This is a genomic window from Acetobacterium tundrae (assembly GCF_008086615.1).
Classification (GTDB): Bacteria; Bacillota; Clostridia; order Eubacteriales; family Eubacteriaceae; genus Acetobacterium; species Acetobacterium tundrae.
On sequence record NZ_RXYB01000010.1, the window covers coordinates 58,855 to 78,951 of the forward strand.

Annotated in this window: 34 protein-coding genes; 5 read left to right on the top strand and 29 right to left on the bottom strand. The window is 38.2% G+C overall.

The features are described 5' to 3' along the window. Positions 1–4 precede the first annotated feature (4 nt). The 26 genes from terL to FZC40_RS09650 form a co-directional block, all read right to left on the bottom strand. Positions 5–1,426, bottom strand: coding sequence for a phage terminase large subunit (gene terL, locus FZC40_RS09530; protein WP_148603697.1), 1,422 nt, complete (start codon positions 1,424–1,426; stop codon positions 5–7). A 2-nt stretch (positions 1,427–1,428) separates the two neighbouring features. Further along, entirely contained in the window at positions 1,429–2,292 is an 864-nt protein-coding gene (locus tag FZC40_RS09535; protein WP_207706710.1) for a terminase small subunit, read from the bottom strand. Between the two features lie 88 nt (positions 2,293–2,380). Then, positions 2,381–3,028 (bottom strand): hypothetical protein, encoded by a 648-nt coding sequence (locus tag FZC40_RS09540; protein WP_148603699.1) that lies wholly within the window; start codon positions 3,026–3,028, stop codon positions 2,381–2,383. Between the two features lie 93 nt (positions 3,029–3,121). Next, positions 3,122–3,304 carry a hypothetical protein gene (locus FZC40_RS09545; RefSeq protein ID WP_148603701.1) on the bottom strand — a complete coding sequence of 61 codons (183 nt, stop codon included), beginning with the start codon at positions 3,302–3,304 and terminating at the stop codon, positions 3,122–3,124. A 126-nt stretch (positions 3,305–3,430) separates the two neighbouring features. After that, a complete protein-coding gene (locus FZC40_RS09550) occupies positions 3,431–3,613 on the bottom strand; it encodes a hypothetical protein (protein ID WP_148603703.1) in 183 nt (60 codons plus the stop codon). 46 nt (positions 3,614–3,659) lie between these two features. Further along, a complete protein-coding gene (locus tag FZC40_RS09555) occupies positions 3,660–4,271 on the bottom strand; it encodes a hypothetical protein (protein WP_148603705.1) in 612 nt (203 codons plus the stop codon). Between the two features lie 210 nt (positions 4,272–4,481). After that, positions 4,482–4,913 carry a sigma factor-like helix-turn-helix DNA-binding protein gene (locus FZC40_RS09560; RefSeq protein WP_186843870.1) on the bottom strand — a complete coding sequence of 144 codons (432 nt, stop codon included), beginning with the start codon at positions 4,911–4,913 and terminating at the stop codon, positions 4,482–4,484. A gap of 269 nt (positions 4,914–5,182) precedes the next feature. Beyond that, positions 5,183–6,037, bottom strand: coding sequence for a radical SAM family protein (locus tag FZC40_RS09565; protein ID WP_148603828.1), 855 nt, complete (start codon positions 6,035–6,037; stop codon positions 5,183–5,185). A 76-nt stretch (positions 6,038–6,113) separates the two neighbouring features. Next, the gene (locus FZC40_RS09570; protein ID WP_148603710.1) at positions 6,114–6,515 is read right to left on the bottom strand and encodes a hypothetical protein; all 402 of its coding nucleotides are present in this window, start codon (positions 6,513–6,515) and stop codon (positions 6,114–6,116) included. After that, positions 6,512–6,904, bottom strand: a complete 393-nt coding sequence (locus FZC40_RS09575) for a RusA family crossover junction endodeoxyribonuclease (protein ID WP_148603712.1) — start codon at positions 6,902–6,904, stop codon at positions 6,512–6,514. Before FZC40_RS09575 ends, FZC40_RS09570 begins: the two co-directional genes overlap by 4 nt. After that, the gene (locus FZC40_RS09580) at positions 6,897–7,124 is read right to left on the bottom strand and encodes a helix-turn-helix domain-containing protein (protein ID WP_148603714.1); all 228 of its coding nucleotides are present in this window, start codon (positions 7,122–7,124) and stop codon (positions 6,897–6,899) included. The genes FZC40_RS09575 and FZC40_RS09580 overlap by 8 nt, the downstream gene beginning before the upstream one ends. Further along, the gene (locus FZC40_RS09585) at positions 7,121–7,627 is read right to left on the bottom strand and encodes a hypothetical protein (RefSeq protein WP_148603716.1); all 507 of its coding nucleotides are present in this window, start codon (positions 7,625–7,627) and stop codon (positions 7,121–7,123) included. Before FZC40_RS09585 ends, FZC40_RS09580 begins: the two co-directional genes overlap by 4 nt. Next, entirely contained in the window at positions 7,624–7,827 is a 204-nt protein-coding gene (locus tag FZC40_RS09590; protein ID WP_148603718.1) for a helix-turn-helix domain-containing protein, read from the bottom strand. The genes FZC40_RS09585 and FZC40_RS09590 overlap by 4 nt, the downstream gene beginning before the upstream one ends. After that, the gene (locus tag FZC40_RS09595; protein WP_148603720.1) at positions 7,824–8,729 is read right to left on the bottom strand and encodes a DUF4373 domain-containing protein; all 906 of its coding nucleotides are present in this window, start codon (positions 8,727–8,729) and stop codon (positions 7,824–7,826) included. Before FZC40_RS09595 ends, FZC40_RS09590 begins: the two co-directional genes overlap by 4 nt. 114 nt (positions 8,730–8,843) lie before the next feature. After that, positions 8,844–9,245, bottom strand: coding sequence for a single-stranded DNA-binding protein (locus FZC40_RS09600; RefSeq protein ID WP_148603722.1), 402 nt, complete (start codon positions 9,243–9,245; stop codon positions 8,844–8,846). Then, the gene (locus FZC40_RS09605; RefSeq protein ID WP_148603724.1) at positions 9,238–9,462 is read right to left on the bottom strand and encodes a hypothetical protein; all 225 of its coding nucleotides are present in this window, start codon (positions 9,460–9,462) and stop codon (positions 9,238–9,240) included. Before FZC40_RS09605 ends, FZC40_RS09600 begins: the two co-directional genes overlap by 8 nt. Then, the gene (locus FZC40_RS09610) at positions 9,455–10,201 is read right to left on the bottom strand and encodes a hypothetical protein (protein WP_148603726.1); all 747 of its coding nucleotides are present in this window, start codon (positions 10,199–10,201) and stop codon (positions 9,455–9,457) included. Before FZC40_RS09610 ends, FZC40_RS09605 begins: the two co-directional genes overlap by 8 nt. Before the next feature lie 16 nt (positions 10,202–10,217). Next, positions 10,218–10,922, bottom strand: coding sequence for an MBL fold metallo-hydrolase (locus tag FZC40_RS09615; RefSeq protein WP_148603729.1), 705 nt, complete (start codon positions 10,920–10,922; stop codon positions 10,218–10,220). Positions 10,923–10,925: 3 nt separating this feature from the next. Next, a complete protein-coding gene (locus FZC40_RS09620; RefSeq protein ID WP_186843869.1) occupies positions 10,926–11,723 on the bottom strand; it encodes a hypothetical protein in 798 nt (265 codons plus the stop codon). Further along, positions 11,705–13,681 carry an AAA family ATPase gene (locus FZC40_RS09625; RefSeq protein ID WP_148603731.1) on the bottom strand — a complete coding sequence of 659 codons (1,977 nt, stop codon included), beginning with the start codon at positions 13,679–13,681 and terminating at the stop codon, positions 11,705–11,707. The genes FZC40_RS09620 and FZC40_RS09625 overlap by 19 nt, the downstream gene beginning before the upstream one ends. Next, a complete protein-coding gene (locus tag FZC40_RS09630) occupies positions 13,678–13,932 on the bottom strand; it encodes a hypothetical protein (RefSeq protein ID WP_148603733.1) in 255 nt (84 codons plus the stop codon). Before FZC40_RS09630 ends, FZC40_RS09625 begins: the two co-directional genes overlap by 4 nt. A 15-nt stretch (positions 13,933–13,947) precedes the next feature. After that, on the bottom strand, positions 13,948–14,103 hold the full coding sequence (locus tag FZC40_RS17115; protein WP_186843868.1) for a hypothetical protein: 156 nt from the start codon (positions 14,101–14,103) through the stop codon (positions 13,948–13,950). Between the two features lie 2 nt (positions 14,104–14,105). Continuing rightward, positions 14,106–14,336 (bottom strand): hypothetical protein, encoded by a 231-nt coding sequence (locus tag FZC40_RS09635; protein WP_148603735.1) that lies wholly within the window; start codon positions 14,334–14,336, stop codon positions 14,106–14,108. Between the two features lie 108 nt (positions 14,337–14,444). Continuing rightward, positions 14,445–14,630 carry a hypothetical protein gene (locus FZC40_RS09640; protein ID WP_148603737.1) on the bottom strand — a complete coding sequence of 62 codons (186 nt, stop codon included), beginning with the start codon at positions 14,628–14,630 and terminating at the stop codon, positions 14,445–14,447. After that, complete coding sequence (locus FZC40_RS09645; RefSeq protein WP_148603740.1) at positions 14,602–15,201, bottom strand: helix-turn-helix domain-containing protein; 600 nt, start codon at positions 15,199–15,201, stop codon at positions 14,602–14,604. Before FZC40_RS09645 ends, FZC40_RS09640 begins: the two co-directional genes overlap by 29 nt. Positions 15,202–15,341: 140 nt before the next feature. After that, positions 15,342–15,554 carry a helix-turn-helix transcriptional regulator gene (locus tag FZC40_RS09650; RefSeq protein WP_148603742.1) on the bottom strand — a complete coding sequence of 71 codons (213 nt, stop codon included), beginning with the start codon at positions 15,552–15,554 and terminating at the stop codon, positions 15,342–15,344. 137 nt (positions 15,555–15,691) lie between these two features. On the opposite strand from FZC40_RS09650, the gene FZC40_RS09655 reads away from it, so the two are divergent. Then, positions 15,692–15,934 (top strand): helix-turn-helix domain-containing protein, encoded by a 243-nt coding sequence (locus tag FZC40_RS09655; protein WP_148603745.1) that lies wholly within the window; start codon positions 15,692–15,694, stop codon positions 15,932–15,934. Between the two features lie 11 nt (positions 15,935–15,945). Then, positions 15,946–16,734 carry a DUF4393 domain-containing protein gene (locus FZC40_RS09660; RefSeq protein WP_148603747.1) on the top strand — a complete coding sequence of 263 codons (789 nt, stop codon included), beginning with the start codon at positions 15,946–15,948 and terminating at the stop codon, positions 16,732–16,734. Between the two features lie 188 nt (positions 16,735–16,922). On the opposite strand, the gene FZC40_RS09665 is transcribed toward FZC40_RS09660, so the two are convergent. The 3 genes from FZC40_RS09665 to FZC40_RS09670 all read right to left on the bottom strand — a co-directional run bounded on the left by FZC40_RS09665 (position 16,923) and on the right by FZC40_RS09670 (position 18,287). Beyond that, complete coding sequence (locus FZC40_RS09665; RefSeq protein WP_148603749.1) at positions 16,923–17,675, bottom strand: phage regulatory protein/antirepressor Ant; 753 nt, start codon at positions 17,673–17,675, stop codon at positions 16,923–16,925. Between the two features lie 16 nt (positions 17,676–17,691). Continuing rightward, positions 17,692–17,850, bottom strand: a complete 159-nt coding sequence (locus FZC40_RS17120; RefSeq protein ID WP_186843867.1) for a hypothetical protein — start codon at positions 17,848–17,850, stop codon at positions 17,692–17,694. A 209-nt stretch (positions 17,851–18,059) separates the two neighbouring features. After that, complete coding sequence (locus FZC40_RS09670; RefSeq protein ID WP_186843866.1) at positions 18,060–18,287, bottom strand: helix-turn-helix domain-containing protein; 228 nt, start codon at positions 18,285–18,287, stop codon at positions 18,060–18,062. A 155-nt stretch (positions 18,288–18,442) separates the two neighbouring features. Here FZC40_RS09670 and FZC40_RS09675 point away from each other — a divergent pair, with 155 nt between their 5' ends. The 3 genes from FZC40_RS09675 to FZC40_RS09685 all read left to right on the top strand — a co-directional run bounded on the left by FZC40_RS09675 (position 18,443) and on the right by FZC40_RS09685 (position 20,097). Continuing rightward, positions 18,443–18,988 carry a helix-turn-helix domain-containing protein gene (locus FZC40_RS09675; RefSeq protein WP_148603752.1) on the top strand — a complete coding sequence of 182 codons (546 nt, stop codon included), beginning with the start codon at positions 18,443–18,445 and terminating at the stop codon, positions 18,986–18,988. An 86-nt stretch (positions 18,989–19,074) separates the two neighbouring features. Further along, a complete protein-coding gene (locus FZC40_RS09680) occupies positions 19,075–19,584 on the top strand; it encodes a hypothetical protein (protein ID WP_148603754.1) in 510 nt (169 codons plus the stop codon). Positions 19,585–19,653: 69 nt separating this feature from the next. Continuing rightward, entirely contained in the window at positions 19,654–20,097 is a 444-nt protein-coding gene (locus FZC40_RS09685; RefSeq protein ID WP_148603756.1) for a DUF6978 family protein, read from the top strand.

The window sequence follows — 20,097 nt, forward strand, 5'->3', positions numbered from 1 at the left end:
TGTTTTATCCTCTCCAATAACTTTCTTTTGATAGATCACTTAAATCCGGCAGCATTGATACTTGAGATTCTCCGATCTCGTTAAAGCCATTAGCAGAAGCATCAACCATATCTTTTAATTTACCTTCCGGAAAGTTGTCCATCTGTTTAAGGTAGGCTTCTGTCCAATCAGCCATCAATATATCAACATTCCCGGCTTGCCATTGTGCTGCCAATCCTTCGGCTCGTGTTACCTTATCACCCGATTCACGCTTTGCCACAACGTCAAAACCAGACAAAAGCTTAATATACTGCTCTGCCTGGTCCTTTCCAGCTTGCCCTGGATCCTGTGATATTCTTGTTCGCACACGTTTATATTTATCTCTATCAAGTATGGCTGTATTTTTAACCGTATTTCTGACGTCTGATGCACTCATTGCTCGGTCGATCACATCACCAATAATAAAGCGTCCTGATCGTGTTTTACCAATCAAAACGCCTGCTGTATGGGCCGGGCCGGTATTATTCTTTTTGCTTTCGGCTTTGTCTTCAGTCGCTGCCATATCCCATGCTCTTATCCATCGTATAACATCAGAAGGCAGCACATCAATAAGGTTCGCTTTTCCAGAAGGAAAGATAAGCCCTGCTGCTGGTCGGATCTTCCAGTTTCCTTCCAGGAGCCGTTCACGTTCAACTAAAGACAGTGCTTTTAAGTTGGACATGTACCCTGGATCCGCTTTCATGAGAATCTGATTATCTGATAGTTTCGAAGCAATAAAAGTAACGGTTTTAACATCCTCTAAATCTATTTCATCATTAACCAGTTCTTCCGGGGAATCTCCCCAGATAATTTCACCTGCTAAACGCGCCATATATCGGATCTTCCCGCTTCTTTCTAGGATGGCATAACCAGTATCCTGGTCAATCCACCATGAAATAAAATCAGCAACCCACGAATCTACATCAGGATTTGTCGTTGCCCGTACATAAGGCCTCACGCCGCATACACTACGATTACGAGAGAGCATATAAAAAAACTGTGATTGGGAAAAATGTGTTAATTCATCAAAGGCGATCAGCGGAATCTGACTGCCCTGCCACGAGAGCACGTCTTTTTCCAGTTGCATATGTGAAAAAGATACTTTTGCGCCACTTGGAAAATTCCATGTTGCTGTCGGCGTTTGTTTACTGATTCCACCTATTAATGGATATATAGCCATGGATGTGTCCCATAACCCGCCTTCTGCCATGATCTGATTGGCGTTCTTACGGAAGACAACGGCTCCAAAGCCAGGGTTATTGATATGACGAATTGGTTCAAGAAGTAGGGCATATGATTTACCACCACCAGCTGCACCGCCATAGATGCAAATGTCAGCGCTCGTTGATAAAAGCGCCTCTTGTGGCCCCGGTTGTGGACCAATTCTGATTACTTCTTCTCCCTTCATTGCTATTTACCTGCGTCTCTTCCATTACTGGGAATATAAATCTGAATACTCTGCTCAGTTTTAGCTTCTCTATCATCTTTTATCACCGTTTCAGCTTTAAGTTTATCAATCCGGGCTTTCTGCTCAACCGTTGCAAGATCCATATGATCTGCCAGCCATTGGAGTGCCTTCATGCGATCAGCCAGTTTGATGCTTGCTCCATCCTTCCCCTGTTTTACTTCGGTTAGAATGGATCCATCAACTTCATCGGACTCTCTGAATTCCACGGCATTTACTTCTTTAGTGAGTTGTATTTCTTTGCCATCGTCATCTTTGACCTTCACTGGACCGAAAGCGCCCATTACTTGAACCTCCCTTCGGCCAAAAGAAAGAAAGTCTGTAATATCCGAAAATGCGATATCCCAATACTTCTGAAAGATGTCTTCCTCACTAATGAAGGACCGAACATAGCGTTTTTGCTTAAGGTTCATGATTTCATCCTTTACCTTATCATTTCTTAGCATCCTGCAACCATTTGCCATAGCCGATTCGTAGTCACATCCATATGCTTTCTGGTAGCTCCTTGTTGCGTTGAATGACTTGCTATAATACAAACAAAAAAGCCGCTGTTCATCAGTTAAATCAAGGTTTTCAATGACCGATTCGACCTCTGGAATAGAAGCTTTTTTTTTGAAACGTTCATTTGAATTTTTGTTTGCAACGTTGCGTTTTTCTGTTTGCAACGTTGCATCCCATTTATACCGCTTTTTCCAGCTACGAATAGTACCTTCCGGTATTTGGAGAGTAGCAGCAATCTCAACTAATTTCATGCCTTTTTCATATAGTTTTTTAGCTTGTTCTATCTTTTCATTCGGTGCTTTTGGCAACTCTCACCACCTCTCATTCGTCAGTTTTTGCATTAAAAAAGACACCCAGAGGTGCCGCTATTCTACATTTTATATTATGCTAATCACGTCATTTTTTCTTTTTCAATTCTTCAATTCTATTTTTTATTATAACTTTTTTTATTTCCAACAACTTATCATTAAACAACAATACATCTAAATATTCTTCCCTAATTTTGTCATCCTTTTTATCAGCAGCATAAACTGCTTTCATTAAAATTAACAATACAAATACTGTGATATCTGCAAACAAAGCAAAAAAGACTACAAAAGAAACTACTTTATACAAAATAACATTATCACTAATCATAGCTTGTTTAATAGGATCAAAAAAAGCATCGATAATACCATCGGTTAAATAAAACGAAATAAGAATTCCGACTAAAGACATTTTCCAATCTGCAAGTTTTTTATGTTGTTCATTTTCTTTAGTATATTCAGTAGAAATTTCCTTGTCAATAATTACATATTCAATATCTAGAGCATCTATTTCATCAATAGATTGATATTCATTTTCATAAACTCTATATGCATAAGAAAGAATTTCAAAGTCACCATATTCTAATTTTGCTTTTTTGAGTTTATCTATTTCCCATTTTTTCTTATCTAATCCTTTTCTATCTTTTTTACCTATGTATCTAAACACCACAATTATTGCTATAAGAACTAATACGGGTGAGAATACCAATAAACCACTAACTAATAAATCACTTACCATAATCAACCTCCATCTCATAAATTATATACTTATGTAAATATAATTTCAACAAAATGTTGTTCAATTCAGCAACTTCCACATTTTAAATTCAAATCATTCGTTCTGTTTTATTTCCATGTCCTCAACCACGTAATCCCAACCTTTGAAACCACAGATGAAACAGGATTCCATGATCTTTTGATTTGGATCGAATCGTTTGATCATTTGATGCTCGTCCTCCAGAATCACATCCGCGCACCGATTGCACAACGTCAATATCTCTTTATGGATCTTCATGATTACACCCTTGGCAGATCAAACACCCGGTAGCTTTATATGGGTCCTTTAGGGTTCGCTTATCGAGGCACTCGCCGTCCCGGTAGTGTTCACATTCTGTTTTTTCACATTTGTTGTCTATCATCTTTAACACCATTCTTTCTTCATTGTGATAAAATTATCGTATTCCCCATCAAAGTAGACTACACAGCCGCCTTTAAATATCCACTCAAGATCTTCTTTTGATAGTTCTATTTCCTCAAATGCTATACTTCTTGAAACAGACGTGCGACCATCAAAGGTATTTGGTATTCGATTTATATTTTCCATAGTTCCACTCCTTTTTTTGCATGAAAAAAGACACCCTGAGGTGCCACTATTGCTTAACAATTAGCTTTCTTATTTCCTCCAATTTTTCACGTCTACTAATTTCATCAAATAAACAATTAAGGATCAATAAATATTTCTTCTTCCAAAGTAGAACGCTCTTCTTCCTTAACGATAATTGTTCTAATAATCCGTCTATTTCTTTAAGGAAAAAAAGAAAAGCTAAGCCTAAAGAAATGCAAACTGTCACATATTTAGTAACAGCTGGATCCAAATTGGGAAAAGTTTTAAATTTTAATAATTTTTCAGGATATAAACTTACAAAAATTCCCATAATAGTTAAAAAGCAAGCAATCATTGTCCTAGAATTATTGAGAAATTCACTAATTTGAGGTTTATATTCATTATCTTTATCAATTTTTCTTTCAATTAGAAAAATTATCTTTTTTAGATGAAAAATATTATATTTCTCGTCTTTAAAGAATACTGAAAACTTTTCGAAAATCCTGTCATATTCAAAATATTCTGCACTTGCTTCTATTTCGAATTTCTTTTTAAACCAGCCGAACTTTTTAAAGAAAAATCCCTTGATTTTATGATTTTTAAAGAGCTTTTCCAACTCGGTATTATAATAAACCTTCTGATTCTCAATAATTGCCATTTTCCCTCCATACAATATTATTTTACCTTAATTAGTATGAAGTATTTTATACCATTTCTCTTAAGCTTTAATTGTTTTAATCGATATTGTTTCAATCGATATTGTTTCAAATCTTCGACTGATTTATTTTTTCCTATTCTAATAATAGCACACCTAAACCATGCATTGGAACACATCTTACCAGCAAAACACCCGCATTCCACCAGCATTTTACCCGCATGCTCTTTCGTGCGTGGAAATCATATCCAGTTGATCCAGCGTCACTTCTATTTTCTTCTGAACCGTTCTTTCATCAAGCTCCATTTTGTCTGCGATTTCCCGCCAGGTCATTTTTCTGAAATATCGGTCTTCAATAATGCTTTTAAGTTCCGGTGACATCATCGGCATTAATCGATCCACTACCTCAATATCTGCCTCAGCCAGCTTTCTTTTTTTCTCAAGCTGCACGATTTCTTTATCTTCAAGGTGACGTATGGCCGTTCTCTCTGTGCTGCTCCCGCCACCATGAACAACAGGGGTTAGTGACAATTGCTGTGTGTATGACGGGTCAATCTGTTCTCTAAGCAATTTAATCTCACGATCTATGAAAATAATCGCAATTTTATTATCCATATACTTTTCGAAAAAGTTTCTAACTTGCACGTATTCTCCCCCTTATGGTATAATGACTTAACCAGTATTCGAGAGAGAATACACCAGAATGTTTCCTATGGCAGTAGGAGCATTCTTTTTTTAATTCACTCGCTATCTTGCAACTTTTTCCCCTGGAACAAATGGCATCGATTTTCTCTGTGGGCCGTAGCCGAAGCTGAGCAATTATTCTTGAAAAATTTATGGTCATAATACAAACATTTTACACGCTTACAATGATCTTGTTTTTTAGTTTTCATTTTTTTCCTCCATATTCTCAATTATGTTCCAAAATTTCTAAAATCGGTCCCACTCTTCATATGTGCTTCAACCGCCGCTGGTCTTTGCCATGATCTGCAAAATGCGTTCCATTCCTTCGAATAAGTTGTCTTTGTTCCTGTAAAGTCCCGATAAAGCTGAGCAAACGGCATAGCACCAGCTGTCCATATTCTTCTTAACCGTTCTTCATTTTTACTCATATCATCACCTATCAATGCATAACATTTAATATGGTGCCGGGTGAATCCTGCATCAACCAACTTTTTACAAGCCTTTTCGAAAGTGGTTAAAGCTCCATCAGTATCACAAGCCAACCATAATTCTTTGATCCTGAGTCCGCGGACATTCTCGACAAAATGGTCGTCCAATAGATCAGGTTCCAAGCCACCTTTAAAGCATATTTGCTTTTGAGCTTTCAGCATTTCAAAAACCTTATCTTTATGTGATTTGGACGTTTGTAGAAAATTATTATCCTGTATAATATTTCCCGTAACGATTGGTAGTTCCACAAGCTTACCTTCAATTTTGGGAACGATGCACCATGGGCAGTTATTATTGCAACCTCTTGATGAAAAGATGATATTTTTTTTGATGTATAATCCTTGTTCAAATCCGACCGTTGGCGATTTAAAAGCTGGGCCACCTAATCTTACCGGTTTATCTGTGGCTCCTCTAAATTGATATGCCAGGTCCTCACAAAATGCTTTATCCCAAGTAAAAATGCAAGAGATGTGGACTTCATCGAATTCAGGAAATAAACTCAGCATCGGCACTTGCTTAATCCCATTAGCGCAATAAGCCAGCGGATCCGTCGGTGTGTAGCTAGTTTTCTTTGGAAAAACTCTTAAGATCCTCATTGCTTCCCCTTCCCGCAGAAAAACGCACAGATCAGGATATTCCCGCTGTAGTTCGGGCAGCTCTCGCATTTTATTTTCATGCTTTCACCTCAAAATTTTCACATCTGCAGTAATGTGTCATTTCGTCGCAAGTGTTATATTCGCAAGTGCCGGTTACATTTTTTCGAAGACATTTATTTTCACAAACCCCATCAGGTTCGCACAATTGGTATTTATATTTGCAAATATCACATTTATAATCAATCCACCATTCTTGTATCCAATCTTCTGTGTATCCTTCACCTCGCTCATAATATTCAGAATTGCAAAACTCTTCAAGAACCGGTTGACATTTTTCGCATTCCTTTGTGTAACCTATATCCCCTAACTCATTACCGGCCTTATCGTGATATTTCTCACCTTTCTGGATAATCGCTCCACATAATTCGCATTTATGCTCTTTTCGAGCGGTTCGCACTGTATCTCTATAAAAACTCACGTTTCCACCTCCACGATCTCTACCAACACGCCGGGTTTATCCTTGTTAACCTCGAAATGGTCCTCAAAACCGGTGATATTCTTCCATCCGTCATTTTCCAGAACACCGATCTTGACCAGCGCGTCTTGAATGAATTTCTTTGCAAATGCGATATTGTCGAGATCACGCTTTTTATCATGCTCAACCCAAGTGTATTTGATATGGACCGGGTTGCTGATCTGAATGCCTCTGAGCTTATTCATCGCACAATATGCGACATATTGATCTGTTTCATCTTTAAGCTTTGCGCCCTTCTGCCGGTGGGTTCTATTGGCACGGGTGTATTCATTTAAACCCGGCAGTTTCCCCGGAATGAAGAAAGAGTAAATACCGTCGCTGAAGCTACTCATTGTTCTCACCCAGATATTCTCTTAGCTGGCTTTCGGTAACAAAATAATCTCGCCCATGCATTCGGTATGGGTATGATTTTATTTTTCCCGCTCTCAAATACCTTTGAACCGTCGCAACGCTAACTCCTAAAATCTTTGATAAATGCTTTATTGTGAAAGCTTTTTCTCCCATCATTGTGGTGCTGATGCATTCCGCATTTTCTAAATCTTGTTTGGTCATGATTTTACTTCCCGTCGATATGCAAGCCAATATTCGCCATAGTGATAATCTTGTGGATTTGAAGCGATATGTTTTGCTAAAATCGCCCAGCGATTGCCAATGCCCTGCAAGTTTACATGCCAGTAAGGCTTCCCGCTCATCTCTTTTAATTCATCAATGGTCAAAGGCTTATTTTCCAAATCCTCTAAGGTTATTCCGGCATCCTCATACCTTTTGAGTCGTCCTCTCAGTTCAGCGGCCTGCACCGCTACTGTATATAAAATAGCCAGCTCACAATCACATTCCACGCAGCTATCACCTTCCAAAATGTCTTCTGGTGTTGGCGAACAGCCTTTTTCCTTTGCTTGTTCTGCGGTATACTCACAAAGATCAATATTTTCTTGCCCATTCCCATATCTCAAATAGGCCCTTCTATCTTTACAATATGCATAATTCAGCATCGTTTCAGTGTTGTTTTTCGGTTCATCTGTTGTTAACCGCGTAATTTCCATTGGATCTTTCATTTCTCATCCTCCACTCTCACAAATTGAATCTTAATTCCCATAACTCCCAGTACCCTGCCAAATGTGATCATTTGCGGATCCCTCTGACCGTTCTCGTAATAACTGATGGTTCTTCCAGTAATGCCGGCTTTAAGGGCTAATTCCTCCTGCGTCATTCCGCATCGTGTACGTTCTTTCTTGATTAACTCGCCGATTGTCATTTTGCCTCATCCTCCGTGTTCTCCAACTCCGGCCACAGGTCCTCCGTGAATTGGACCTCCATGTCTTTATAGGCTTGCACTCTCGAATCTGTCATTTCCGGCATCGCCTCTTTACTTTTTTTATTAGGATATTTGCTGATCTTCGGGAAGAATCCCTTCCACCTATTTAAAATCGAATCCTCTATAGTTTGCTTCTGTTGCTCATTGGTTAGATCTGAAAGTTTATTGGTTAAGATCTCAACCTCTCGATCTGAGTTACTACATCCTAAGTCTTTGCGGATATCTAAATATTCAAGGAACAAAATATTGATAGAAGGATCTTTTAAAAACGCCCCAGGTTCTTCTTTTTCTTTACTTTTATTTCCTTTATTTTCCTTTTCTTTTCTTTGTGCATTATTTCCGGTATTTATTGTCTTTTTTCTGGGATTAATGTCCTTTTTTCTGGGATTTATATCATCATGGACGAATTTAATATGATTAAGGGTTTTATCTTCTGGCAAAACCCATAATTCTTGATAAATTTCAACATCTCTTTTCAACAGTTTCGTTGACATTTGATATTGTTCCTGTATGCCTTCAGCAGTTATGATAGTGTCCGAAGTGAAAAGTGTGCTGGATTTATCAACTTGAATCTGTACCAGTAGTGACCGTTCATATAAGAATTTCAGTATCTGCCTTATTTTTTCATCACTCATATTCAGATCATCTGACATGAGGTATATTAAGTCTTCGTCCAATTCGATAAAATATCCTTTACCCCCGTATATTTCACACAGGAGATAAAGATAAAGCGTGATCCCATCCGTTCCGTAACGACTTTTTAAGATCTTTACTTTGCGATTGCTGAAAAAAGTAACATCAAGCGGGAACCATTTAAGGCTATCTTCCTTACTCCTGCTCACGGGTTGCCTCCGTTCAGTTTATTTTTATATCTAAAACGCTTTTAACTTAAAATAGAATACTGGAATACTTTATTTAATCGTGCTAAAAGCGGTTTAAAATTGAATCAATATTGGCTAGAATGGGATATCATCGTCATCTGCCATCAAGTGAAAGTCTTCATCTAATCCCATTGGCGGCCCTTCGGCAACCTGCCTTTGATTGCCACTATCTTTCTTCCCTCCAATGAAATTCACTTCCTCTGCGATAACCTCTGTCACATATCGCCGTTTGCCATCGTTGTCGTCGTAACTTCTTACCTGTAATCGTCCTGATATGCCAACCTGACTGCCTTTTGATAGATACTGCTGTACTATCCCCCATACCACGATTGGCACGAAATCAGCTTCTTTTTGGCCATCCTTGTTTTTGAAACGACGATCGACAGCTAGGGTGAAGGTTGCAACCGTTTTTCCGGATGTGGTGTTTTTTACGTCTGGGTCACGGGTGAGTCTACCGATCAAGATCACCTTATTCATTGATTGCCTCCCAAATGTCATGTAGGAAAAATGAATTAGTCATAATCTCACCTAATTCGTCAAACCCGACTGCTTCGAGTTGATCGGAAATTCCTTTTTTCTCTCTTGTTTTAGATACGCCAGGTTTCACTTGATACCACGTTTCTGAATATTCGTTGCCGTTTATTTCAACCGTTATTTTCATTTCATCTGAAAATTCTGCTGTTATTTTATTCATACGTTGCCTCTGGTTCTTCTTCAGGGCTCACTTCATCTTCCAGATATTCCGAATCAATTTCTATCTTTGCACCGCTCTGCTTAAGCTTCAGCAAATAAATCTTCAAATCATCGAGATATCGCAACGATTCAATTGAACTGTCAATTGCCACAGACAAAGACCATGGGTACTCCATAAATTTTGAAATACTGATAAAGAAGTTAAGGTTTTCATCCTCTTCACATTCAAAAATAACCTTTGCGTCCTGAAAATTCGAGCTTGACCATGACGGCTTTTCCTCGTATTCTACTGTCATTTTGACGTTAACCATTTCATACGAAGGGTCGCCGTCGCAGCAATCAGCTTCTAATCCGCTTGTATCAACATTTTTCGCAACAAACTTCATAAATTCTTCGAAGATATCAGACAAATTAACGACTTTGGGAAAATCAGTTTCGGACATCAACTCTTTGAAATTACCAAGAATCTTTTTATTGTCAAAAGAAGTTTCTTTAAGAATCTCAGTCAATACGCAATCTAATTTAACCAAGTATTCTGAAAAATCGTAACCTTCCAGCTGTTTCACCATAACGTCCTTGATCTTTCCCTCGATGATATTTGTGACGCCGCCATAACTGCCCAACAAGTTTTCCAATGATTTGTTTATACCTTTTTCAAGGTTTTCAGCCACCAGCCGTTCAATCACCCCTGATTCCAAACTTTCCGATATAACGTCCTTTATTGCGTTTTCAATACTCATTTCTTTCCTTCTTTCTTTAACAAACCTCAACCTCCACCCCTGTGATCTCCTGCACCCGCCGTTTGAACTCATCCTCATTCGAATTCCCATCTGACATATGAAGTAGATAAATCTTTTTTAACTGACTGGTATCATTCGCTTTAATAAATTCTAGCAATGTTTCAATACTCATATGCGACCGCATAACCCGATTTTTATGAGCTTCGGGAATACTTCCATTATTTACGTTTTCTTTGATAATTTCCGTCGAATAATTGCATTCACCCATAATGATTGATAAACGATCAAAGGTATATTTTAGATAATAAGTGTCGGTAAAAAATAACAGTCGTTCACCGGTTACTGCGCTTGAGATTAAGAACCCTAATGGCTCCGTTGCGTCGTGCTGCACATCAAACGGCAATATCCTAAATGTGCCGATGTTTGAAGCTCTTTGTGCAAATAAGCGATGTGTTCGATGGTTTGACACGATATCAAGCGCTTTTAATGTTCCTAGACTTGTGTAAACATCCACGCCTTTTTTAACCAGATCCTTAGCCGCCTTGGCGTGATCCATGTGCTCGTGGGTGATCAAGCAACCGCTGATCTCACTCAGCTTGAAATTTAATGCTTCCTGAATTCTTTTAACCGGTACCCCACATTCCAAAAGCAAGGAGGTTTGCCCATCACTGATACGATAGGCATTCCCTCTACTGCTGCTTGCTATAACTAATATCTCCATGGCTTATTTCATAAAATCCGGAAGATCATCTTCAACTTCGGCTATCTCTGCTTCCTCAATTGCTTTTATTTCTTCTGGTGTTACTGTTTCTTTCACTTCTTTGTTTTCTTCTTGTATTGGCTTTTTATTATCTTCCGCACCGTCAAAATCAAGGGTTTGAGTATTTGCATTACTTTCGATTTCTTGTTTTACCGCTTCTTCAGGGTCAAGGACTTGATATTCAACGACCCCATCAAGCAATTCTTCCGTGGAGTAAATTCCCATGATCATATCCGGGCAATTTATTCTGCCAAAGAAAGAAGCTGCTCTGTACCGGATCATAACCTCTGGCATGTTTGGCCACTTAGATCCGTTCTTTCCATACCATCCTTCTTTTTTCGCCATATCAATCGATATCGTTGGCCCGATAACTTGATGCTCGTTATAATCTTCTGCGTATGCATAGCAACTCAAATCAGCTCCTTCTCCTTCGAAATGATATTGAAGTTCTGTTTTATATTTTTTACTGCTATTGATCATCGCAATGATGTATTGGGAAGACCATGACGGCATTCCATTAACAATATATAAATTTTGCATAACCATGAGTGGTCCAACGCCTAATCTACTCGACATTTCAAGAGCAATTAGGCAGTTGCCAGTATTTTGCTGATAATGTTTTGGTACAATCGTGCTGCTTGCTAACGCCTTTGCCATGCGTTGCCCTAACTCAAATTGTTCTAATCCAGAAAATATGTCTAGTTTTGAATTTATTGGAGCCACCTGTCTTTGCCCTGCTTGTACTACGCTGTTTTCTGCCATTCTTCCATACCTCCATTTATTTGTAATTCTTTGTATTTTTCATCCACTATCAATTTGATTACCTGCAAATCTGTATCTAGTAGCTGGGTGACACTCTCTGCATTATCCACGATCAGCGGCATTTCCACGCCCCAATGCTTTGATAGTGCATCGATAATCTCGATCCCGGCGTTGATCTTTCCGGCGTTGTTTGCGGTTCCAAATGGGATCAGTCCTTCTTTGCAAGGTACCAGAACCTCACAGCACTCTTTCAGTCCACCGTTGATCTGATCGTCGAATAGTTTGAACCGTACGTTTTTAAAACGATTATTGATGCTCTCGGTTAACATGGATACCTTTGTCTTAATAAACTGTTCACACAGGTAAACATTGGCTTCCAGCTTTTCATATTCGGCGGATAAGCTTTCTTCTTGTAGTTTCAGCTCTGCGATCCGTAATTCCTGCTTTTCTGCGATTCTGTAATCAGATAGCTTGTCTTTCAGGGTAGTTACATTGACTTTAATGCCATTGATTTCAACGTTTAATTTGCTAATCTGTGGAGCAATGTCTTTATCCGGTTCATTGATCTGCTTGGCTATTTCATCTAATTCAGACCGCAATTGCTTACCTCTGGTTGTCTCTGAGAAAGGAACTGAATCTTTTACTAAGCTAAGGGCTAATTGATGCGTCTGTTGCAATTCTTTGAGTTCTTCGCTGGCTTTAGTGAGAATCGTTTCATTCAATTTAAGGTCAACCGCTAACTTTTCCAGTATCGCTTTGCTACAATTATCAGAGCCGTCTTTATTAATTCCCTCGAGCATTTTTGATTTACTGAGATTAAAAGCGGCTTTCGCGTCTTCAATCTTTTCTGGTGGTAATTCCTGTCCGCATGTCGGGCATACTATCTCGCCTTCCCATTGTTGCGATGCGGCCGTGCGATATTTTTCCGATAATTTAATTTGCTGTTCTCGCTTAATTTCGATGGCAGCTTCAATTTCGAGTACTTTTTTTCTTTGATTAGTGAAAGCAACTTCAGCATCCCTAACCAAACTTGCGCTTTTAATCAATGCATCCGCTTGTTGTACGTTTTCCTTGTTCTGTAAATTGGCATACTCGGTTGATTCTTGAATGATTCGGTTATTGATTTCTTTTTTCTTTTCAATCAGCGATTCATTAACTTTGCCATTTTCCAGATTCAGCTTCTGCTTTTGCAATTCGGCGATATCCGCTTCATGCTCGGCGATCTCTCGCTCAAACACCTTCGGATAGATATCTTCTATTTCTGGCTTTGCCTTTTCGGCTTCATCGATTCGGGACGGGATACTCTTAATTGTTTCGTTGATTTTACCCATTTGTGATTTCGCTATTTTCATATAATCATCTATGGTATATTTTGTACCGTTTTCGCCATTTATGATGGCTCCCAGCGGTGAGAGTTCCTTACTTGACGCAATGACTTGTTCGTCTGTAATATCTCCGCAAACCGAAAGCAGTAGCCCCCGGCGATCGGTCCATTTTAATTCAACCGGGAAGTAAAATGGGCTGGTCAGGATTTTGGCTCGTTCCGGGTTGCAAATCTGTTCAATACGTTTTGCAAATTCGCCCGCCTTGACCGGGATAGTATTGATATAATAATCAGTCGTGTGCCCAGTGAAGGTTTCTTTTGCCGTCCCCCGTTTTTTTGTCCAGATCTCTTTAAGTTCTTTTCTAATATTAAGGTCACCATTGTTGTCTCTGAAAACTGCTTCTACTGCATGAGTGAGATTATGGGCCTCGGATCCATCGCTTTTTAAAGTCTTCGGAGAAAAGTTCTTCTCTCCGCCCAGTGGCTTATCGTATAGTAGCCAGGTAATGGCATTGCCGATTGTGGTTTTCCCTGTAGCGTTATCGCCTCTGACTTCAATATCGGTGCCATCCGACGTAATTTTCAGCGATTTGATACCTTGAAAGTTCTCGAGCTTTAAATATGTTAGTTTCATTTACTTACCGCCATTCTAATCGCCTGATGCACATTGTAGCAGCGTCCCTTATTTGTATAAAATACGTGGTTGCCGCCGAATACCTCCCTGAATGCGATCTCGCTTGCGCCGGGTCGGCTGTAGTGATAAATATACTTGCTTTTCTCTGCAAGTGTGAAGCAGTTTTTTTCCAGAATCTCGATTACCAACTGTGTCGAGCACAGCGGGGTTGACATTGTGTTGATTTGTTTAGGAGTAAATTGTAATTCCATTGTTCCACTTCCTTTCTAGTTGTTAAAAGTCAGAAGGACCTGACCTTCACAACTTCCTTCGATATCGACTTGATCCACTGGGAATTCTTCATAGGAGCAATCGTCCCAGAGCATGACGTCCGTATCAGGATCACATCGTCTCAGCTGGTTCATTAATTCAGATGCTTTCATGCCTACCTCACCATCCGCTGGTTATCGATATGGACCACTTTGCGGTGCTCTGGTTTTGCCGGTGCTTTGATACCGCTAACTTCTTCCAGTTCCTCGATGACTTCGTCGATAATTTCCAGTGCCAATCCAATGCTGGCCTTTTGTGAAAAATTAAAGAACCCTGTTTTTGCTTCCATCGTCTTATATGCTTCCTTCTTTCCAGTCAGCTTTGATAATAAATTCTGAACATCCATGATTTCTACCTCCTTGATTTTTAACGTATTTCGTGTTACAATTTATTTAAATATTTTGTATATCCAGATTTTGAGAGTACCTGTTGCCACGGGTACTTTTCTTTTTGCCTAAGCACTTTCGGTCTCCTTGTCCATTGCCCAAGGCAAGGGTGCAATAAAGGGCCAAATATTAATTTTATGGTTGCTACAATACTCATCAAGTTCCATTTCGGTCGTAATCCCGAGTTGCTCCTTCAGTGCTACCTTTTGTTTTTCGATGTTGATATCATCGGACTGCGAATAAGCTTTGCTCATAATCTGTTGATCTCCCTTCATTCAAGATTGTTTCCTTCGCTAAATGTATTTCCTTTGTTTTCTGAATTTTCTTTTTCGTCGTTTTTTCGATAGCTGAGAATGCAAGACTCATACTCGCCATTGCGCTTTCCATTAGTTCTTTTAAAAACGCACTAGCCAAATCCGATTCATTTTCATCAATTCTATTATCTATAATGACTTTTCTCATACCGCATTCTAACTGTCTCACGTCCTCATACTCAACTTGATGTCGTAGAAAGGCCGTTGGGAGGTCTAATAATTCAACATTTGAAAATATATGCTTAAAGATATAGTTTGTTTCGCATAGATACAGAATCCCCATATAAGTCTTTTTAGCTTTCATCCGAATTGGGTCTTCATCAAAGCAATATAGATCCATCATCGCTAAAACGATTTCTTCTGGAGGCATGTTCCTCCGTGAATCAGCCGAGTACGATTCATAATTGTACAAGGTGTGAGGTGATACATTTAATTCCATCGCAGCTTCTTCCTGCTTTAAACCGGCACGATCTCTGTAAGTTTTCAAGACACCGTTACATCTTTCATTCATGTCATTTTTTTCCCTTTCGTTGTATAATTTTTGTAAAGAAATGTTACCGCAGACTTTCTTTTATTCTCGCGTATCCTCGCCCCCTCTCCGTGTTCCCCGCACAATTCTTTCCCTTTCTCTGCCGGTTCTGGTCCCCCCTCCTAACTGGCTTTTAAATCTTCTATCGAATCCAACAAGTGTTTCAAATCTACATCCAATGCACTAGCCAGCTCTAAGCAGGTAGTGATCTTGGGAATGTATCTGTTATTTTCAACATCGCTGATGCTTGTTTGTGGGATCCCCGTTAATTTGCTTAAATCTGCCTGAGACATGTTTCTTTCTATTCTTAGTTTCTTTAATTCAGTTCCTAACATTTTCGCTCCCTTCGTAACGTTTTATCGTTAACTAATTATATATCGTTAATCTTGCAAAGTCAACTATAATTCGTTAACTTTTTCTAAAATAATATGTTATTCTATGAATAACGATGTTTCGGTAAGGCGGTTATTTTATGACAATTTGTGAAGCAGTTACTAAAAGAATAATTCTTCTCTGTGATGAGCAGAATATTACGGTCAACAAGCTTTCTACAAAAGCCGGTGTAACTCAATCGACGGTTGACAGTATCCTTAAGGGAAAAAGTAAAAACCCTGGGGTCTGTACAATAAAAAAGCTTTGTGATGCTTCAAATATTTCAATCATTGACTTTTTTAACCACCCTTTATTCGAAAATTTAGACATCGATTTGAATTAAAGGGAGATTTGATGGAAGGTAAAAAAAATCTAACAGAGCAAGTTACTAATGCCGTATCAGATATCACAAAGCCAATTTATGATGATCTGGCTCATCCAGCAGCCGAAGAGTCTGGAAAATTTTTAGGGCGCATACCTCGCCTTCTGAATGCACTCTGTATTAACTTTGATATATGGGCTACTAGAAAAGAACACAATTTAAAAATGGTTGAGCGCGAACTTGATTACCTGTTACATGAAGCGCCAGTTGAAAAAATTGTCGGTCCTGATCCATACATCGCAGTTCCAGTTCTACAAGCTCTTTCGTACTCCTATGATGACAACGAGCTAAGAAGTATGTATTCTCACTTATTGTCTAAAGCGATGCATGCAGATTATAAATTTGATGTTCACCCATCTTTTGTTGAAATAATCAAGCAGTTATCTCCCGTTGATTGCCTCGTATTTAAAGAAATAATGAGCATTCATGAAAATCCGATTATTCACGCTATCCTTTATAACAGTGATAATTATGAAGATGGAACGGATTGTGAAATTATTCATACGAACATTAATGCACTTTCTTCTTGTGAATATGATCAATCTAAAATTTCAATTGATAACTTAATTAGGCTAAATTTAATTAATGTTCCATCCGACTATTCATATACGGAAAAAGAAATTTACCTGTCAGTTACCAATTCAGCATTTTGCAAAGAATTGGAATCAAAATACGGCCGGCGCTTGACTTACTCATATCGATGCGTTATAAAAACGAATTTTTCAGAACTTTTTTATCGAATCTGTGTAATGGGCATCTAATACGCTAATTATTTTTTGGAAGCTACTTTCAGGATCATGTCCCATGTATCTCTAAAAGTAGTTTCTACTGATTCAATATATTTCACTAAATCAACCTTCAAACACCCAACAATCACTAGGGTTACTAGCATTGATACAAATACTGAAATCGCAATAAGAAAAAAATCATGCAATATTTTATCTCCTTCCTACTCGCTAGCGGCCAATGCTAACGCAGGTTTTAATTTATTAACAAAATAGATTTGGCCTTTGCCGGTAATCTTAGGTGTAATACTCAAACTTACAAATCCGCTAGAATGAGCCACCGCCGTTTCTTTTATTACAAACAACCCAAGTTCCATGCTTCGCTGAGTTGGCTTGTTATAATCTGCTCCTTTCCGCTTGATCAGATATCCGTTATCCCTCAGCCATGCATAGAATCGCTTTTCCCCTGTGTCTACTCCATTTTGCTTGAGAATCTTTGCCATTTCCCCGACTAGGATCGTTCCGAAGCTCGCTGATACCGAATCGGCGAATATCCCCTTTGGTGTCAGCTCTTTGATTACCAGTTCCTGGTCCTCAATTATTTTGTTGGATTCCAGTACAGCTAGGGCGAGAAGATATTTGCCCTCGGGGACGGATCCACTTTTTATGGTTTCTTCCATTTTGTTAAAAGCTTCCAGATACTTTAATTTCCATTCCAATGCTTTGACACCGGTGAAGCCCATAGCGAGAAGCGAAAACCCATCCCGGATTAAGAGATATTCTTTGTAAAGTTTTCCAGTCCCTGCTTTATAACTAGTTTCGATGAAATAGTCAGCATCCAGATTTGGATTTTGATTAATGAGTACTTCTATATCTCTTATTACGTGAGCATGTTGCTTTTCAAATATCCCCGCAACCTCCCGGCTGCTGGCAGTCAATCGGCCATTGTCGTTATTGATATTAATTAAATCATTCATACTTGCTCCTTTCTGGTTACTCAATTTTAAAAGTGATTTCGCATCCCGGGTTTTCTTTAATCAGTAACTTCTTGCAATCGCCAACTGTCATATTATTGTCGAGTGCTGCCTGAACCACTTCAACCAATTTCTTGCCGTCAAGATAGGCCCAGATTTTTTTCTTTTTCCATTTCATTGGTTTGCTCCTTTCTAATATTGCAACTTCCCGTTGTTCGCTGGAAGCTTTGCACATTTTCCTAGTTCATCTGGTAGCCGCTGATATTTGTCTTTGTAAATGCATTTATCAGATAGTTCACATTTACAGCATTCACATTTTTGGTCTTTGTTTTCGTATTTCATGGTTCTCCTTTCTATCCTGATTTTGTTTTTCATTATGTTAACTATTTAAACAGCTGTTTTGCATACTGAGAAATTATTGGGCAAAAAAAATTCCTTCTTTTCCTTCTCGTTGATTTCAAAATATTTCATTAGCTTATCCACAATTTCATTCGGCACATTCCGTTTTCCAGTCTCGTAATAAAAATAAGTAACTGTGTCAACATCTAAGATAGATGCCACTTCCCTTAATGTTACTTTTTTTTCCTCTCTTCTTATTCTTAACTTTGACTTCAAATTTATCACCTCCGTTACTCAATATTTAACTTTACGTTAATATTATACTTATATTAACGTAAAGTCAACCTTTTTTAACATTTTGCAAACTTTATTTTCATTTAGAATAATTTAATATATAATATTAACAAATAGTTAATTAGGAGGATAACCATATGATTGGCGAAAGATTGAAATCATTGCGTTTAATGAAAAAACTGTCGCAAATTGATTTAGGAAAAATCATTGGGATCAGTAATGTTACCCTTTCCCAATATGAAAGTAACGACAGACAGCCAGATAACAAAACGCTAAAGGCTATTGCTGATTTTTTTAATGTCTCCACAGATTACCTCCTCGGATTGACTGACGAGCCAGAGCCTGCCAAAAATTTAAAAGAAAAGCTGTCTTGGCTCTTAAATGAAGAGCACAAGGGTTCTATCACTCTTTTTCCGAAAAAAGACCACAACCGTCCCTACACCATCGACGACTGGCCCGCCTTCATGAAGCAGCTCCCCGAAGATCAAGCCATGCATCATGAAAACATGAAGTATCCAGATGACCAAAAGCTGGTCATCATGGAGCTGGCGAGAAAAGCCAAGCAAAAGAAGCAAGCAAAAGTTAATAAGCTACTCGACTACTCTGACGAAGTAATTGATGATGCACTTATCTATGCAGCGTTTGATGATGAAAAAAGAAAGAAAATGAACGAAGAAGATTAACAGGCTTTATTTGAGTCTGTTTTTTTATTTTGTCTGCTTTTGTTGAAAGCTTGGCAAATGTTAATAAATAAACTTTGGAGGAGAAAATGAAAGAATTAGTTTTGCTGGATGCCTATATTGAAAAGTGTGATGATGAGAAACAAAACAAAAAAAAATTAACCTTCGAAATTATCGATAAATATGACGGGAAGATTTTTGGTATTGCGAAATATTCAACCGAAAATTTAAATTCAATTCACTCAAACATTCCTATTGATTACGACAAAGACGTTCGTTATCTCAAGTCATCTTTAAGTGAATTTAAGGATGAGTTGCAGAGAAAAGCGCAAAAGCAAAATACAGAGTTATGCACAACATTGGAATGCTTCATAAATAAATTATCAGCTCCCTCAATAAACACATTTTCACCAGCTCAAAAAGACGATTTAATATATGAAATTATATTTGTATATCATTCTAGGATAGATTACTTGGAAAATGGGTTATCAAATTTCTTAACTTCATATTTTGGTGATCAACCATACAATTATGAACAAGATATTCCATATTTGTGCAAAAAACTGATAGAAGAACGTAATAGTTACCTCCGAAATTAGTAATACAAGCGGGTCCACTACATATTATGTAATTTTACCCATTTTAAATTATTAATTTAGGAGGCACTTATGACGAACGAAACATTTGAACATTTATTAAGCCTAGCTAAACAATTTGATGATGCTACAATTAAGTTGCCAACCGTTGGCGAAACGAAAATCCTTCACGCTACTAGTTGTTACAGTACTGAGAAGTTCATTGTCGATACTGACCGTCGGGGAAAGATAGAACTTAAAAAAATCAAACTCCAAAACAGACATTCTACGAAAGAACTTTTGTTAAGGGTTGAGATTGACTGCCCTCCGCACACGAACCCGGATTATAGTGAAACATCAAGAAACCACATTCACATTTATAAAGAAGGTTATGATCTCAGGTGGGCATATGATCTGGAAACATTCCATGATGTTTATTTTAAAAATATTTATACATTTGATACTGTTTTTATTGATTTTTGTAAGCTTTGTAATATACAATTAGAAGAAACAATAGAAATGCAGAGTGTGCTATAA

Excerpts from the sequence above, each read along its gene's own strand:
- FZC40_RS09545 (WP_148603701.1), bottom strand. The coding sequence starts at position 3,304 with ATGAAGATCCATAAAGAGATATTGACGTTGTGCAATCGGTGCGCGGAT.
- FZC40_RS17115 (WP_186843868.1), bottom strand. The coding sequence starts at position 14,103 with ATGAAAGCATCTGAATTAATGAACCAGCTGAGACGATGTGATCCTGAT.
- FZC40_RS09675 (WP_148603752.1), top strand. The coding sequence starts at position 18,443 with ATGATTGGCGAAAGATTGAAATCATTGCGTTTAATGAAAAAACTGTCG.
- FZC40_RS09550 (WP_148603703.1), bottom strand. The coding sequence starts at position 3,613 with ATGGAAAATATAAATCGAATACCAAATACCTTTGATGGTCGCACGTCT.
- FZC40_RS09615 (WP_148603729.1), bottom strand. The coding sequence starts at position 10,922 with ATGGAGATATTAGTTATAGCAAGCAGCAGTAGAGGGAATGCCTATCGT.
- FZC40_RS09630 (WP_148603733.1), bottom strand. The coding sequence starts at position 13,932 with ATGGAATTACAATTTACTCCTAAACAAATCAACACAATGTCAACCCCG.
- FZC40_RS09655 (WP_148603745.1), top strand. The coding sequence starts at position 15,692 with ATGACAATTTGTGAAGCAGTTACTAAAAGAATAATTCTTCTCTGTGAT.
- FZC40_RS09580 (WP_148603714.1), bottom strand. The coding sequence starts at position 7,124 with ATGACCAAACAAGATTTAGAAAATGCGGAATGCATCAGCACCACAATG.
- FZC40_RS09680 (WP_148603754.1), top strand. The coding sequence starts at position 19,075 with ATGAAAGAATTAGTTTTGCTGGATGCCTATATTGAAAAGTGTGATGAT.
- FZC40_RS17120 (WP_186843867.1), bottom strand. The coding sequence starts at position 17,850 with ATGAAATGGAAAAAGAAAAAAATCTGGGCCTATCTTGACGGCAAGAAA.
- FZC40_RS09640 (WP_148603737.1), bottom strand. The coding sequence starts at position 14,630 with ATGAGCAAAGCTTATTCGCAGTCCGATGATATCAACATCGAAAAACAA.
- FZC40_RS09685 (WP_148603756.1), top strand. The coding sequence starts at position 19,654 with ATGACGAACGAAACATTTGAACATTTATTAAGCCTAGCTAAACAATTT.
- FZC40_RS09565 (WP_148603828.1), bottom strand. The coding sequence starts at position 6,037 with ATGAGGATCTTAAGAGTTTTTCCAAAGAAAACTAGCTACACACCGACG.
- FZC40_RS09625 (WP_148603731.1), bottom strand. The coding sequence starts at position 13,681 with ATGAAACTAACATATTTAAAGCTCGAGAACTTTCAAGGTATCAAATCG.
- terL (WP_148603697.1), bottom strand. The coding sequence starts at position 1,426 with ATGAAGGGAGAAGAAGTAATCAGAATTGGTCCACAACCGGGGCCACAA.
- FZC40_RS09555 (WP_148603705.1), bottom strand. The coding sequence starts at position 4,271 with ATGGCAATTATTGAGAATCAGAAGGTTTATTATAATACCGAGTTGGAA.
- FZC40_RS09575 (WP_148603712.1), bottom strand. The coding sequence starts at position 6,904 with ATGAGTAGCTTCAGCGACGGTATTTACTCTTTCTTCATTCCGGGGAAA.
- FZC40_RS09660 (WP_148603747.1), top strand. The coding sequence starts at position 15,946 with ATGGAAGGTAAAAAAAATCTAACAGAGCAAGTTACTAATGCCGTATCA.
- FZC40_RS09600 (WP_148603722.1), bottom strand. The coding sequence starts at position 9,245 with ATGAATAAGGTGATCTTGATCGGTAGACTCACCCGTGACCCAGACGTA.
- FZC40_RS09665 (WP_148603749.1), bottom strand. The coding sequence starts at position 17,675 with ATGAATGATTTAATTAATATCAATAACGACAATGGCCGATTGACTGCC.
- FZC40_RS09645 (WP_148603740.1), bottom strand. The coding sequence starts at position 15,201 with ATGAATGAAAGATGTAACGGTGTCTTGAAAACTTACAGAGATCGTGCC.
- FZC40_RS09585 (WP_148603716.1), bottom strand. The coding sequence starts at position 7,627 with ATGAAAGATCCAATGGAAATTACGCGGTTAACAACAGATGAACCGAAA.
- FZC40_RS09610 (WP_148603726.1), bottom strand. The coding sequence starts at position 10,201 with ATGAGTATTGAAAACGCAATAAAGGACGTTATATCGGAAAGTTTGGAA.
- FZC40_RS09635 (WP_148603735.1), bottom strand. The coding sequence starts at position 14,336 with ATGGATGTTCAGAATTTATTATCAAAGCTGACTGGAAAGAAGGAAGCA.
- FZC40_RS09590 (WP_148603718.1), bottom strand. The coding sequence starts at position 7,827 with ATGACAATCGGCGAGTTAATCAAGAAAGAACGTACACGATGCGGAATG.
- FZC40_RS09620 (WP_186843869.1), bottom strand. The coding sequence starts at position 11,723 with ATGGCAGAAAACAGCGTAGTACAAGCAGGGCAAAGACAGGTGGCTCCA.
- FZC40_RS09605 (WP_148603724.1), bottom strand. The coding sequence starts at position 9,462 with ATGAATAAAATAACAGCAGAATTTTCAGATGAAATGAAAATAACGGTT.
- FZC40_RS09540 (WP_148603699.1), bottom strand. The coding sequence starts at position 3,028 with ATGGTAAGTGATTTATTAGTTAGTGGTTTATTGGTATTCTCACCCGTA.
- FZC40_RS09650 (WP_148603742.1), bottom strand. The coding sequence starts at position 15,554 with ATGTTAGGAACTGAATTAAAGAAACTAAGAATAGAAAGAAACATGTCT.